The organism is Ferrovibrio sp. (assembly GCF_029255545.1).
Taxonomy (GTDB): domain Bacteria; phylum Pseudomonadota; class Alphaproteobacteria; order Ferrovibrionales; family Ferrovibrionaceae; genus Ferrovibrio.
Window position 1 is genome coordinate 18,625 of sequence record NZ_JANLJJ010000060.1, and the last position, 13,153, is coordinate 31,777.

Consider the following 13,153-nt stretch of genomic DNA (forward strand, 5'->3'; position numbering starts at 1 on the left):
CTGCAGTTTCGCGATGGCGTCGGCCAGGGCTGCCAGTTTCTTCGCCTGCTCGACATGCAGGTTTTCCACCAGCTTGCCGTCCACCAGCACCACGGCCTTGCCTTCCTTCGAGGCGGCCTCGAAAGCGGCGATGATCTTGTGGGCACGCGCCACCTCCGCCTCGCTGGGCGCAAACACGCGGTTGGCGGCGTCGATGGTCTTGGGATGGATCAGCGTCTTGCCGTCGAAGCCCAGTTCCAGGCCCTGTCTGCAGGCAGCCTCGAAGCCGGCCTCGTCATCGAGGTCGAGATAGACGCCGTCGAGGATGCTTAAGTTGTAGGCACGCGCCGCCAGCATACACAGGCCCAGCGATGTGATCACTGGCAGGCGCAGCGGCGTGTGCTGCGCGTTCAGGTCCTTCACCAGGTCCGATGTGCCCATCACGAACACCGCCAGCCGCTTCGAGGCGCCCGCGATCTCCTCGGCATGCAGGATGCCCTTGGGCGTTTCCATCATGCACCAGATCGCGGTCTTGTCCGGCGCGCCACTGGTCTTGAGCAAAGCCTCGGCCGCCTGCACCTGGGCGGCGCTTTCCACCTTGGGCAGCAGCACGGCATCGGGGCCGGCCTTGGCTGCCGCGATCAGGTCGTCCTTGCCCCAGGGAGTGTCGAGGCCGTTCGTGCGGATGATTAGCTCGCGCCCGCCATAGCCACCGGCCTGCACGGCAGCGCAGACCTGCTCGCGGGCCAGCGCCTTCTGCTCGGGCGCCACGGCGTCTTCCAGGTCGAGGATCAGGGCATCGGCCGGCAGGGTCCTGGCCTTGTCCAGCGCGCGGGCATTCGAGCCCGGCATGTACAGCACGCTGCGGCGGGGGCGGACGGATGCGGCGGACATGCGGATTCCTCTCTGTTTTTGCTTATGTTGCAGTGCGAAAAATATCGTCGGCGCCACTATAATCGTGGCCGGGGGCATGGCAAGTTTCCCAGGCCGGCTTTCCCGGGCCGGCTTTCCCCAGCGTCCCGCCTCCCGATCAAGCAATTCGCACAGGAACAACCGGCCATGCGTGTCCTGAGTATCCAGAGCCAGGTGATTTTTGGCCATGTCGGCAACAATGCCGGCATCTTCCCGCTGCAGCGCCAGGGGGTGGAGGTCTGGGCGGTGCCGACCGGGCTGCTGGCTTTCAATCCCTCCTATGGCCCGCCAGCGCACCGGCCGACCGAGCCGGCCGAACTGGATGCCTGGATCGCCGCCCTGCAGACAAGGCCGGAATGGGGGCAGATCGATGCCGTGCTGCTGGGCTGGCTGGGCAATCCGCGCACCGCCGAGGCCGCCCTGCGCGCGGCGCAGGCGGTGAAGGCCGCCAATCCGAAGGCGATCTTCCTCTGCGACCCGGTGATGGGCGATAGCGACAGCGGCCTCTATGTGCAGGACAGCCTGCCGCCCTTCATCCGCGACCACCTGCTGCGTCATGCCGATATCGCCACGCCGAACGGCTTCGAGCTGGAATACCTGACCGGCTCGAAGGTTGATGACCTGCCCACCGCGCTGGCCGCCTGCGATGCGCTGCGCGCCAAAGGCCCGCAGACCGTGATCGCCACCACGCTGAAGCGCCGCGATGGCGGCCAGAATCAGGGCGTGGAGATGCTGGAAGCCCTGTTGGTCAACCGCGACGGCGCCTGGCTCTGTGCCGTGCCCGATCTGGGCCATGGCCTGCCCAAGGGCGCCGGCGACCTGTTCGCCGCGCTGTTCCTCGCCCGCCTGCTGAAAGGCCGCACGCAGAAAAAGGCGATGCTGTTCGCCATGTCCGGCACCTATGCGGTGCTGCGCGACGCGCTGGAGCGCAAGGCGCCCGAGATGCGCCTGGAGGCGATGCAGGACGCGCTGATCGCGCCATCGCATCTGCCCGATATCGAACGGGTGCGCTGAACGCGCTCAGAGCGTGGTGCGTAGTTCGTTGCCGTCGCCGCCGTAGAACACGGTGAAGCCCAGCAGCATGTCGACGTCGCGGCCGTTGCCGGCCAGCGGCAGCATCAGCCGCTCCAGTTCGGCGGCCTCGGCATTCATGGCGAAACGTGGTTTGCCGCGGCGATGGCTGACGTGGCCTTCCGTGGCCACGGCAACGAAGCCGGCCTGCATCGCCGCGTTGCTGTTGAAATCCGGTTCCATCTCGTGCAGCCAGCGTCCGGTCTTCGGGCCGCCGAAGCCGGTATCGACATGGCTGCCAACCAGGCGGAAGCGGAAACGCGGAATGGCGATGCCATCGGCCGGCGGATGCACCTCCAGCAGCCACGCATAAGGCAGCAGCCGCGGCATCTCCATCGGATCGATATGTCGTCGTCCCGGCAGCAGGCCGGGGTCCGGCCGGGCCCGCTGCCAGTAGGCATGCCCGTCATGCATCGCCCAATGGGCATTGGCCGGCAGGGTGAAATCGGTGGTCATGCGCTGCCTTTCAGCAACTGGCCGTTTCTGGTCATGAACAGCGACAGGCAGAACAGCATATCGACGGACCGGCCATCGGCGGCCAGCGGCAGGAAAATGCGTTCGATGGTCAGATGCTCGAGCCCCAGGGGAAACGCCGGCACGCCCTTCCGATAGCCGGGCCGGCCCTGCTCGGCCACCTCGGCAAAAGCGGCAAAGCGCGGGTGGCCGGGGGCAAAAGCCGGGTCGACCTCATCGATCCAGCGGCCGACCACCTGTTCACCGCTCTCGGTGACGCGACGGATCGCGGTCCCGAGCAGGCGATAGCGGAACCGCAAAGGCTCGCGCTGCACATCCACCAGCCAGACATACGGCAGCAGGCTGGGCACGGCGGCCGGGTCCAGCCGGGTGCGGCCCGGCAGGCCGCCGCCGGGCGGGTGGATGTTCAGCCAGTATTCATGCGCCCGCTGGATCAGCGGATGCGAATCATCGGGAAGTGAATAAGCTGGCATGCGGCGGCATTACGCCCGATGCCGCGCCTTTCTGCAACTCATCGTTGCTTTCCGGACTGGATCTATTGTTCCGCGCGCGCTGCGATCAGCGCATCCAGCGCGATGCGGCCGGGTCCGCGCGCGATGACCAGCAGCAGGGCCACGGCCCAGACGCCATGGGTCGGCCAGGCATCGGGATAGACGAAAACCTGGATCACCGCCGTCATGCCCAGCAGGCCCAGGGCGGCGAAGCGGCTGGCCAGGCCGAGCGCCAGCAGGATGGGCAGCAGATGCTCGCCCAGAGCCGCCAGATGCGCGGCCAGCACCGGATCGATCAGCGGCAGCCTATATTCCTCGCGGAACAGGAAGACCGCATTCTCCGAAATCCGCCAGCCATCCAGCTTGGTCTGGCCGGACTGCCAGAAGATCACGGCCGGGAACAGCCGCGCGGCGAGGGCGATCAGGCTGTAGGGGATGCGCTCAAGGCCGGCGATGGCCTGCTGGACGAGATGGACGGCGGACATGGTGATTCTCTCAGGCGGTCTGGATGGCGGTGATCAGGCCATCGGTGAACAGGGCGGCCAGCGCGGCCGCGAGGTCGAAATCGGTGGTCTCGGTAAATGCGATCGCGGCAGCCTCGCCCAGCGGCAACCCCTCCTGCGCGGCGCCGAGGAACGCGCCGCCGCCGGGCGGCAGGCGGCGAATCTCCACGCGCTGCGTCAGGCCCTGGCCGGCGCGCAGCACCAGCGCATCCTCCGGCGTCCAGTCAGCGATTTCCTGCAGCGGCATCGCGCCGCTGTTCATCGCCCAGATGGTGGCGACCGGATGGCTTGAGCGCAGCAGCGCGCAGGCCGGATGCAGGCGGCAGCGCATCTGCTGCAATCCCGTTGGGTCCAGCCGCGCCAGGATGCTCGGCGACACGGCATCGGCGTCAGCGGCGTGATGCACGCGGCTACGCAAAGCCTCCAGCCGCGCCACGTCGGCCAGGTAGGGCAGGCTTGCCGCCGGCGCGAAGCCGGCGATGAAATCCGGCAGGGTTTCGCCATACTGCAGCAGTACGGGCGAGCGCGGCGGCTCGGCCAGCACATACGCGCGCGCCATCGCGGCGAAGAATGCCGCGCCGACAATCTGCTCGGTGGCGGGAAAACCGCTGGCCAGCGCGCGCACCAGGCCGAACACCACATTGTTGCGATAGACATTGAAACGCTGCGTCGGATCGGCTGGCGCGACGAGGCCGGCGGGCGGCGGCAGTTCGGGCTCCAGCAGCGCGGTGGCGAAAGCGGATTGCATGGTCATGCCGCCTGCCTGAGGCCGTCGAGCACGGCCTGCGCTTTTGCCGCTTCCGCCGCCAGCACCGGCCAGGCCGGCAGGTCGTTGTCCCATTCGATCAGCGTTGCCACCGCGCCGCAGAGCCGTAACGCTTCGTCATACAAAGCCCAGACCGGATCGGCGACCGGGGCACCGTGATGATCGATCCACAGCGGCGCGCCATGGCCGTCGGTGGTGGCGTCGTGGCCGGCCAGATGGATCTCGCCGACATGCTGGTGGGGAAAGCGCCGCAGATAATCCGCCGGATCTTCGCCGCGGTTGCGGCAGGCGACGTAGACGTTGTTCACGTCCAGCAACAGGCCGCAGCCGCAACGCGCGGCGATCTCGGCGAGGAATTCGGTTTCCGGAATCGTGCTGGCGCCGAAACTGACATAGGTCGCCGGGTTTTCCAGCAGGATGCGGCGGCCCAGCACGTCCTGCGTCTGGCCCACATGGTCGCGCACGCGTTTGAGCGTGGCTTCCGTATAGGGCAGCGGCAGCAGGTCGTTCAGATAGACGCCGCCATGGCTCGACCAGGCCAGATGCTCGGAGAAGCTTTGCGGCTCATACCGGTCGCACAAAGCGCGCAGGCGGCGCAGGTGACCGGCATCCAGCGCGCCTTCGCCGCCGATCGACAGGCCGACGCCATGCAGCGACAGCGCATGGTCGCGGCGCAGGTCGGCCAGCATGGCATGCGGCAGGCCGCCATCGCCGAGATAATTCTCGGCATGCACCTCGATGAAGCCGATGCTGCGCGGGCTCTCGCGCAGCGCGGCGAAATGTTCGGGCTTGAAACCGGTGCCTGTGGCTATGGGCAGCATCGTGACTCTCCGGAAGAAGACGGGGCGCCGGGGGGAACGGACGGCGCCCCGTCCAGGGATCACTCCGGGGCGAAGATCAGCCCTTGATCGGCTGCAGCGAACCCGTACCCTTCGGCGTCTTCATCGTCACGCAGGTGCCTTTGGGAACCAGCGTCCAGGCATTGCCCTGGTAATCCACCTTCGAGGTGCCGGCGCAGGTGGTGCCGGGGCCGGCGGCGCAGTCATTCTTGCCGGCCAGCGAGACGCCGTAGCATTTCTCCTTGTCGGCCGGCTGGGCCGGCGCATCCAGGGCAATCAGGCCGATGGCGGTGGCGAGCGAGCCGGCCAGGATGGCGGCGGTCAGGTGGGTCTTCGCGGACATGGTGTTTCCTTCAGTCGATCAGCCGCAGGGGGTGGGAGGCGGGCGGATGCGGCCTGCTGCCGCCCTTACCCAGTCATTCGACACTCTGCCGGCCTGTGTTACGCTGATCACGGTTTTGTGTAGCCCGCCCGCCCGGGTAGGCTTTTTCGTCCCCCTGCCGTAACACTCCTCCCCTGTGCAGCGAATGGAACTGATGTGAGCGAGCGAGACGCCGAATGGGCGGCCCTGATGCGGGCCGGCCTCGCGGGCGACCGCGCTGCCTATATGGCCCTGCTTGCCCAACTGGCGCCGGTGCTGCGCGCGATTGCGCGGCGCGGGCTGTTGCGCGCCGGCATGGCGGCGCAGGATGCGGAGGATGTGGTGCAGGAAACCCTGCTGGCGATCCATCTCAAGCGGCAGACCTGGCGGCCTGACGAGCCGATCGGGCCGTGGATCCGCGCCATCGCCCGCAACAAGCTGGTCGATGCCCTGCGCAAGCGTGGCCGGCGCGGCATCGAGGTTGATGTCGACGATTTGAGCGATATGCTCGCGGCGCCACCCGAAGCCGATGACAGCCTGACGCGCGATGTCGCGCGCCATCTGGGTGATTTGAGCGAGGGCCAGCGCCAGGTGGTGCAGGCAATTGCCGTCGATGGCGCCTCGATCCGCGATACGGCGGCGCGGCTGCTGATGAGCGAAGGCGCGGTGCGGGTCGCCCTGCATCGCGGACTGGCGGCCCTGGCCACCAAGCTGAGAGAGAGGCCGGAATGAAGACCGACGAGCTGATCCGCGCCATCGCCGCCGATGCGACCGCGGCGCCGGCCTCGCTGCAGCGCTACTTCGCTCTGCTGCTCGCCCTGGCGGTGACGGCGGCGGCGATTGCCTTCTGGATCCTGCTGGGCCCGCGCGACAACGCGCTGCAGTCGCTGGGCGAAATCCGTTTTGTCTTCAAGTTCATCGTCACGCTGGCGCTGGCGGTGCCGGCCATCGGCCTAGTGCTGCGGCTGATCCGGCCCGGCGTCAATCCGGGCCTGTGGCGCGTCGCCGTCCTGCTCAGCCCCGGCCTGCTGGCGCTTGGCGTCGCGCTTGAGCTCGCCGCCCTGCCGTCCAGCTCCTGGCGCGTGGCGATGATCGGCTCGAACTCGCTGGTCTGCCTCACTTACGTTCCGCTGATCGGGCTGGCGCCGCTCGGCCTGCTGCTGCTGGCTCTGCGGCGCGGCGCGCCGGCGCATCCGGCCCTGGCCGGTGCCGTGGCGGGGCTTATTGCAGGCGGCATCGCCGCCAGCTTCTATGCCTCGCATTGTCCGGATGACAGCCCGCTTTTTGTTGCCGTGTGGTACAGCCTGGCGATTGCGATCCTGACCGCGCTGGGGGCTGCTTTGGGCAGCCGCCTGCTGCGCTGGTGAATAAAAAAAGGGCCGCGCGAGGCGGCCCTTTGCGAGATGACGCTGCTACAGGCTTTTTTACGCAGCCTGCTTCTTGAGATGATTGGCGGCCAGCGCCTCGGCGATCTGCACGGCGTTCAGCGCCGCGCCCTTGCGCAGGTTGTCCGAGACCACCCAGATCGCAAGGCCGTTCTCGACCGTGAAATCCTCGCGGATGCGCGACACGAAGGTGTTGTAGTCGCCGGCGCATTCCAGCGGCGTGATGTAGCCGCCCGGCTCGCGGCGATCCAGCACCTGCACGCCCGGCGCGCTGGAGAGGATCTCGCGCGCTTCCTCGGCCGAGATTGGCTGCTCGAACTCGATATTCACCGCTTCCGAATGGCCGATGAAGACCGGCACGCGCACGCAGGTGGCGGTCAGCCTGATCTTGGGGTCGAGAATCTTCTTGGTCTCGGCCGTCATCTTCCATTCCTCCTTGGTGTAACCGTCGTCCATGAAGACGTCGATATGGGGAATGACGTTGAAGGCGATCTGCTTGGGAAACTTCTGCTTCTCGACCGGGTCATTGACCAGGATCGCCTTGGTCTGGCGCTCCAGCTCGGTCACGCCGTCATTGCCGGCGCCCGAGACGGACTGGTAGGTCGAGACCACAACGCGCTTGATGGTGGCGCGGTCATGCAGGGGCTTCAGCGCGACGACCAACTGCGCGGTCGAGCAGTTCGGATTGGCGATGATGCCCTTCTTGCGATAGCCGGCAATGGCGTCGGCATTCACCTCAGGCACGATCAGCGGCACGTCGGGATCCATGCGCCACTGGCTGGAATTGTCGATCACCACCGCGCCGGCAGCCGCGACACGCGGCGCCCATTCCTTCGAGGTGGCGCCACCGGCCGAGAACAGCGCGATGTCGACGCCCTTGAAATCGTAATCGTCGAGCGCCTTCACCTTGATCTTCTGGTTGCCGAAATGGGCGTCCTTGCCCACGCTGCGGCGCGAGGCAAGCGCGACCACTTCCGAGACCGGGAAGTTGCGTTCGTGCAGGATGTTGAGCATTTCGCGGCCCACCACACCGGTGGCGCCGACGACGGCGACCTTATAGGTCATGACGTACCTTCTTTCTCTGGTCCGGCAGGTCGGCACCCGGCGGACGTTGGAACACGAGGACAATGTTGGCGCCCGGCAGGCCGTGCCCGGCAGGCGAGGCGGAAACTAGGCCCGGTTTTCCCGGTTATCAAGCGGGAAATTGCCGCACTTGACACCCGGGCAGCCGCATTGTACCGATAGGTACAAATAATGGAGCCCCCTATGACCGCCCCCATTCAGTCCCGCCCGCCCCTGCCGCCCTTCACCGCCAAAACCGCCGCCCAGAAAGCCCGCATGGCCGAGGATGCCTGGAACAGCCGTGATCCAGCCCGTGTGGCGCTGGCCTACACCCCCGACAGCCAATGGCGGAACCGGGCGGAATTCATCCGCGGCCGGGCCGAGATCGAGGCGCTGCTGTCCCGCAAATGGCAGCGCGAGATGGATTACCGCCTGATCAAGGAGGTCTGGGCCTTCACCGATAACCGCATCGCCGTGCGCTTTGCCTATGAATGGCATGACGACAGCGGCCAGTGGTATCGCAGCCACGGCAACGAACAGTGGCAGTTCGATGCGAACGGCCTGATGGAACGCCGCGAGGCCAGCATCAACGACGTGCGGATCGCGGAGAGCGACCGCAAGTTCCATTGGCCGCTGGGCCGCCGGCCGGACGATCATCCGGGGCTGACGGAACTGGGGATGTGAAAAAGAACCGTCATGGCCGGGCTCGACCCGGCCATCCACGAGTTTTTTTTAGTAAGACGTGGATGCCCGGATCAAGTCCGGGCATGACGATTGGGAGTAATGTGCACCGATGCCCGCCGCCCTGCTTAGCCGCGAAGACGCCATAACCCGCATCGCCGAGGTGTTCCGCGAACACGGCTTCGCCGGCAGCAGTTTAAGCGCGATCACCGAGGCCACGGGGCTCGGCAAGGGCAGCCTGTATAACCACTTCCCCGGCGGCAAGGACCAGATGGGCGCGGAAGTGCTTGCCCATATCGACGGCTGGTTCGAGACGCAGGTCTACGCGCCCCTGCGGCAATCGGACGATCCGCGCGTCGCCATCACCGCGATGTTCGATGCGGTGGACGCCTATTTCCGTTCCGGCCGGCGCATCTGCCTGGTCGGCGCCTTTGCGCTGGATGCCACGCGTGATCGTTTCGCCGCTGCCGTGCAGGGCTATTTCACCCATTGGATCGATGCGCTGGCGCTGGCGCTGGCGGCGGGCGGCGCGGCGGATGCCCTCGCCCATGCCCACGTCCTGGCAGAATCCGCCGTGGCCGGCATCCAGGGTGCGCTGACGCTCAGCCGCGCGCTCAACGATCCGGCCGTATTCATGCGGCAGATGCAGGAAATGCGCGCCCGGCTGAATGCCGCGCTTGCCTGACGCTGCGGCAACGCCCTTAATCTCCTCCCAGACCTTGAGGGGAGAAAACACCATGTCGGGCCCGATCCTGCATCATTACGGCACTTCGCCGTTTTCGGAAAAAGTGCGTGTCGCCTTCGGGATCAAGGAACTGGCTTGGCGTTCGGTGAAAATCCCGCCGATGCTGCCCAAGCCCGATCTCACCCCGCTTACCGGCGGCTACCGCAAGACGCCGGTGCTGCAGATCGGCGCCGACATCTTCTGCGACACACAAATCATCCTGCGCGAGATCGAACGCCGGCATCCGCAGCCCACGTTGTTCCCCGGCCTGTCGAAAGGCCTGGCCGAGGGCGTCGCCTACTGGGCCGATCACCAGCTTTTCTCGGCCTGCGTCGCCATCGCCTTTGGCATCATGGGCGAGCAGATGCCCGATGCCTTCCTGGAAGATCGCGCCAAATTCTCCGGCCGGCCCATTGATCGCACGAAGCTCAAGCGCCAGTCGGCCGTGATGCATGGGCCTTTGCGCGCCCATCTCGACTGGGTGGAAGAGGCGCTGAGCGACGGCCGCGCCTTCCTGTTCGGCGATGCGCCGTCGCTGGCCGATCTCGCCGTCTATCATGGCGTGTGGTTCGTGCGCGACCGCGCCAAGTCCGACGCCGTGGCCGACTATACAAAACTCAATGCCTGGGCCGACCGCATGAAGGCCTTCGGCCATGGCACACCCACCGAAATGGACGGCAAGGAGGCGCTCGCCATCGCATCCAAAGCCGTGCCGATGGCCATGCCCGGCGGCGTGGCGGCCAACGCGCTGGGCCTCAGCCTGAACGATACCGTCAGCGTCACCCCCGACGATACCGGCCGCGACCCGGTGGTGGGGCAACTGGTGGCGCTGGATGCCCAGAGCATTACCATCCGCAGGGCCTCGGAGGAAACCGGCGACGTGCAGGTGCATTTCCCGCGCGCCGGCTTCATCCTCGTGCCGCACAAGGGGTGATGGCGATGGGCAAACAAATTGAAATCTTCTACGACGTCTCCTCGCCCTGGACGTATCTGTGCTTCGTCAACGTGCAGGCCTTGGCGAAGGAGGAGGGCGCGAAAATCATCTGGCGGCCGTTTCTCGTCGGCGGCGTGTTCAACACGGTGAATCCCACCATGTACCGCATGCGCGAGAATCCCGTGCCGGCGCGCGACGAATGGACGAAGAAGGACATGCAGGCCTGGGCGCGGCTGGCCGGCGTGAAGATCGTGTTCCCGCCGAAAGTATTTCCGGTCAATCCGGTGAAGGCGCTGCGCGCGCTGCTCTGGGCCAAGGAACAGGGCCGGGAAGTGCCGCTGGCTCAGGCCTTCTTCGAACTCTACTGGAGCGAGGATCGCGATATCAGCCAGGACGACGTGGTGGCGGAAGCAGCAAAGCGCGCCGGCCTCGATCCCGCGCGGCTGGCGCAGGCGATCACCGAACCCGGCGTGAAGGAACAGCTGAAAGCCAATACCGACGAGCTGATCGCCCGCGGCGGCTTCGGCTCGCCCACGCTGTTCGTGAACGGGGAGATGTTCTTCGGCAACGACCGCCTGCCGCTGGTCCGCGAGGCGTTGCGGCGAGCATAGTTCTCTCCACCGTCATGCCCGGGCTCGGCCCGGCCATGACGGATTAGGGAATCATACCCGCTTCATTAATCCCGGCGTCGACTGCCACACAGCCTGCAGGCCGAAGCCTAAAAAGATCACGCCGGAAATGCGCGTCACCCAGAGCTCGTGACGGCGATAGAGTTTGCGCACCGGCGCTGCCCCGATCACCCAGACCAGGATCGCATCGCCGATCACGAAGCCGGCGCAGGCGGCCAGCAGCAGGGGCGGCAGGCTGGCCCAGGTCAGCGCGCCGGCATGGGCGGCCAGCAGGGCCGTGAACATGGCAATCGCCACGGCATAGCTTTTGGGATTGGTGATGCCGAAAGCGAGCCCGCGGCGCAAAGGCTGCGCCACCTCGGTGCTGAGATTGCCATCGTCACGGCGCTGCACCGTCACGGCGCGCCAGCCGAGCAGCAGCAGGTAGGCGCCGCAGATGAAGCCCAGGATGTCGAAGACCAGCGCACCGAGGCTGGCCGAGCCGATGATGGCGGTGAGCGCCAGCGCGGCCCAGACGATGTCGCCGGCGAAATGCCCGGCGAGGAATTTCAGGCCCGCCACGCGGCCCTGTCCCGCGCCGATGCCCAGCAGGGCGAGGAAGGCCGGGCCGGGGGTGAGGGTATAGGCGGCCCCGGCGATGGCGGCGGCGATGTAGAGCGACAGCGGCATGACGAATGCTTTCCTCGCAACGATTGCCCGTCTAGCCTAGCCGGATCGGGCGGAGGGGCAAGATGCGAAAACGGATGTTGGCGCTGCTGGCCATGATGCTGGCCGTGATCCTGGCCAGCGCCGGCGGTGCCGCGTGGGCGGCGGAAGAGACGGTGCGGTTTCCCGCGCTGCATGACGGCGTCGAACTCGTCGGTTACCTGTTCCTGCCCAGGGATGTCGCGCGGCCGGTGCCGGCTCTGGTGCTGATGCATGGTCGCGCCGGGGCCTATTCCTCGGCGGCGAAAGGCGTCTACACGGCGAAAACCTTGTCGCAGCGCCATCGCCAATGGGCGCAATGGTGGGCCGACCAGGGTTATGCCGCGCTGATCGTCGATGGCTTCGGGCCACGCGGCTATCCTGCCGGCTTCGGCCGCTTCACCTACAAGGACCGTCCGGCCGAGCTGGATGAAACCGAGGCGCGGCCGCAGGACGCCTATGCCGGCTTGCGGTATCTGCGCGGTCGGCCCGAGATTGCCGGCGCGCGTATCGGCATCATGGGCTGGTCGAATGGCGGCAGCACGGTGCTGGCCGCGATGGCGCGGAATGCGCCGGGCCTCGCGCAGCTGGGCGGGCCGGAATACGGCTTCCGCGCCGGGCTGGCGCTGTATCCGGGCTGCGGCCTGAAAGACAAGTTCAAAACCGGGCTGCTGCCCTATGCGCCGACGCGGATCTACGCGGCGGAGAATGACGATGAGGTCTCGTCGAAAACCTGCCTCACGCTGACCGAAAGAAGTCGCGCGCGCGGCGCCGACCTCGCGGCGCATGTCTATCCCGGCGCGGTGCACGGTTTCGACGATCCGGCGCCCGCCCGCCAGGCCGTGCCGGCCAACCGCGATGCCACCGCCGATGTCGCCGTGCAGGCCCTGGCCTTCTTCGCCGAGCGGCTGAAATAGCCGCGCCGTCTACGGCGTTTCCAGCTTATGCGCCTGGAAGGCGGGCAGGGCCTCGGCGCGGACGGTGAGGTCGTGCAGCTGCGGATACAGGCCGCTGCCGATCAGTTCGGGCAGCATGGCCTGCAGGAAGGTGACGGTGACGGCCGTGGTGATGTCGGCCATGGTCAGGCGTTCGCCCTGCAGCCAGGGGGCCTGTCGCCGCTGCTCCAGCGCGGCCAGCCCGCCGGCCGCCTGGCGCAGCAGGTGCTGGCGCCATGGCTCATGGATCTTCTCGGCCGGCCGGCGGCGCATCTCGTAGATTGCGTTCACCGATTTATCCAGCACGCCGCTGCCCACCGCCATCAGTTGCAGGCAGTCGCGCCGCGCCTTGCCATGGGGCGGGATCAGGCTTTTCGCCGGGCCCACCAGGTCCATCAGGTAATCGAGGATCGCGCCGGACTCGATCAGCGTGTCGCCGTCTTCCAGCTGCAGGGCCGGCACGCGACCAACCGGATTGATCTCCAGTCCGCGTTCGGGATCGGCGGTCACCGAGAGGTATTCGCGCGCATGCGGCACGTCCAGCATGGTCATGGCAATCGCGACGCGGCGCGTATAGGGCGACAGGTTGCGGCCGATCAGCGTCATCATGATTGCATCCCTCCCGGTAACGGCGCACAGAGTTGCGTCAAACCCGCCGCTGCACAAGAGACTGTAAACGAAAAAGGCCGGGACAAGTCCCGGCCTCGATCTTTTTGTCCTGCG

Annotated in this window: 18 protein-coding genes; 8 read left to right on the plus strand and 10 right to left on the minus strand. The window is 66.9% G+C overall.

The window, feature by feature from the left end:
• Positions 1–873, minus strand: an 873-nt coding sequence (locus Q1J79_RS11935) for a CoA ester lyase (RefSeq protein ID WP_300300521.1), incomplete at its 3' end; no start/stop codon positions are given.
• 165 nt (positions 874–1,038) lie between these two features.
• Here Q1J79_RS11935 and pdxY point away from each other — a divergent pair.
• Positions 1,039–1,905 carry a pyridoxal kinase gene (pdxY, locus tag Q1J79_RS11940; protein ID WP_300300523.1) on the plus strand — a complete coding sequence of 289 codons (867 nt, stop codon included), beginning with the start codon at positions 1,039–1,041 and terminating at the stop codon, positions 1,903–1,905.
• Positions 1,906–1,911: 6 nt separating this feature from the next.
• On the opposite strand, the gene Q1J79_RS11945 is transcribed toward pdxY, so the two are convergent.
• From Q1J79_RS11945 to Q1J79_RS11970, 6 genes are all read right to left on the minus strand, one after another.
• Entirely contained in the window at positions 1,912–2,418 is a 507-nt protein-coding gene (locus Q1J79_RS11945; RefSeq protein WP_300300525.1) for a PAS domain-containing protein, read from the minus strand.
• Positions 2,415–2,909, minus strand: coding sequence for a PAS domain-containing protein (locus Q1J79_RS11950; protein WP_300300528.1), 495 nt, complete (start codon positions 2,907–2,909; stop codon positions 2,415–2,417). Before Q1J79_RS11950 ends, Q1J79_RS11945 begins: the two co-directional genes overlap by 4 nt.
• A gap of 62 nt (positions 2,910–2,971) precedes the next feature.
• Positions 2,972–3,412 carry a DoxX family protein gene (locus Q1J79_RS11955; protein ID WP_300300530.1) on the minus strand — a complete coding sequence of 147 codons (441 nt, stop codon included), beginning with the start codon at positions 3,410–3,412 and terminating at the stop codon, positions 2,972–2,974.
• A 10-nt stretch (positions 3,413–3,422) separates the two neighbouring features.
• The gene (locus Q1J79_RS11960; protein WP_300300533.1) at positions 3,423–4,184 is read right to left on the minus strand and encodes a DNA-binding domain-containing protein; all 762 of its coding nucleotides are present in this window, start codon (positions 4,182–4,184) and stop codon (positions 3,423–3,425) included.
• Positions 4,181–5,017 (minus strand): DUF692 domain-containing protein, encoded by an 837-nt coding sequence (locus Q1J79_RS11965; protein ID WP_300300535.1) that lies wholly within the window; start codon positions 5,015–5,017, stop codon positions 4,181–4,183. The genes Q1J79_RS11960 and Q1J79_RS11965 overlap by 4 nt, the downstream gene beginning before the upstream one ends.
• Before the next feature lie 76 nt (positions 5,018–5,093).
• Positions 5,094–5,378: a DUF2282 domain-containing protein gene (locus tag Q1J79_RS11970; RefSeq protein ID WP_300300537.1), complete on the minus strand. Its 285-nt coding sequence runs from the start codon at positions 5,376–5,378 to the stop codon at positions 5,094–5,096.
• Between the two features lie 195 nt (positions 5,379–5,573).
• On the opposite strand from Q1J79_RS11970, the gene Q1J79_RS11975 reads away from it, so the two are divergent.
• The gene (locus Q1J79_RS11975; RefSeq protein WP_300300540.1) at positions 5,574–6,128 is read left to right on the plus strand and encodes a sigma-70 family RNA polymerase sigma factor; all 555 of its coding nucleotides are present in this window, start codon (positions 5,574–5,576) and stop codon (positions 6,126–6,128) included.
• The gene (locus tag Q1J79_RS11980; protein ID WP_300300542.1) at positions 6,125–6,763 is read left to right on the plus strand and encodes an NrsF family protein; all 639 of its coding nucleotides are present in this window, start codon (positions 6,125–6,127) and stop codon (positions 6,761–6,763) included. The genes Q1J79_RS11975 and Q1J79_RS11980 overlap by 4 nt, the downstream gene beginning before the upstream one ends.
• A 57-nt stretch (positions 6,764–6,820) precedes the next feature.
• Here the strand turns inward: Q1J79_RS11980 and Q1J79_RS11985 are convergent, their stop codons facing one another.
• Positions 6,821–7,846, minus strand: coding sequence for an aspartate-semialdehyde dehydrogenase (locus tag Q1J79_RS11985; RefSeq protein ID WP_300300544.1), 1,026 nt, complete (start codon positions 7,844–7,846; stop codon positions 6,821–6,823).
• A gap of 201 nt (positions 7,847–8,047) precedes the next feature.
• Here Q1J79_RS11985 and Q1J79_RS11990 point away from each other — a divergent pair, with 201 nt between their 5' ends.
• The 4 genes from Q1J79_RS11990 to Q1J79_RS12005 all read left to right on the plus strand — a co-directional run bounded on the left by Q1J79_RS11990 (position 8,048) and on the right by Q1J79_RS12005 (position 10,793).
• Complete coding sequence (locus Q1J79_RS11990) at positions 8,048–8,527, plus strand: nuclear transport factor 2 family protein (RefSeq protein ID WP_300300547.1); 480 nt, start codon at positions 8,048–8,050, stop codon at positions 8,525–8,527.
• A gap of 109 nt (positions 8,528–8,636) precedes the next feature.
• Positions 8,637–9,209: a TetR/AcrR family transcriptional regulator gene (locus Q1J79_RS11995; protein ID WP_300300549.1), complete on the plus strand. Its 573-nt coding sequence runs from the start codon at positions 8,637–8,639 to the stop codon at positions 9,207–9,209.
• A gap of 52 nt (positions 9,210–9,261) precedes the next feature.
• Complete coding sequence (locus Q1J79_RS12000; protein ID WP_300300551.1) at positions 9,262–10,182, plus strand: glutathione S-transferase family protein; 921 nt, start codon at positions 9,262–9,264, stop codon at positions 10,180–10,182.
• Positions 10,183–10,187: 5 nt separating this feature from the next.
• A complete protein-coding gene (locus Q1J79_RS12005; protein ID WP_300300553.1) occupies positions 10,188–10,793 on the plus strand; it encodes a 2-hydroxychromene-2-carboxylate isomerase in 606 nt (201 codons plus the stop codon).
• 51 nt (positions 10,794–10,844) lie between these two features.
• On the opposite strand, the gene Q1J79_RS12010 is transcribed toward Q1J79_RS12005, so the two are convergent.
• Positions 10,845–11,480, minus strand: coding sequence for a LysE family translocator (locus Q1J79_RS12010; protein ID WP_300300555.1), 636 nt, complete (start codon positions 11,478–11,480; stop codon positions 10,845–10,847).
• A gap of 62 nt (positions 11,481–11,542) precedes the next feature.
• Between Q1J79_RS12010 and Q1J79_RS12015 the strand changes: the two genes are divergently transcribed.
• Entirely contained in the window at positions 11,543–12,412 is an 870-nt protein-coding gene (locus Q1J79_RS12015) for a dienelactone hydrolase family protein (RefSeq protein WP_300300558.1), read from the plus strand.
• A gap of 9 nt (positions 12,413–12,421) precedes the next feature.
• On the opposite strand, the gene Q1J79_RS12020 is transcribed toward Q1J79_RS12015, so the two are convergent.
• Positions 12,422–13,039, minus strand: coding sequence for a glutathione S-transferase family protein (locus tag Q1J79_RS12020; RefSeq protein WP_300300560.1), 618 nt, complete (start codon positions 13,037–13,039; stop codon positions 12,422–12,424).
• Positions 13,040–13,153 lie beyond the last annotated feature (114 nt).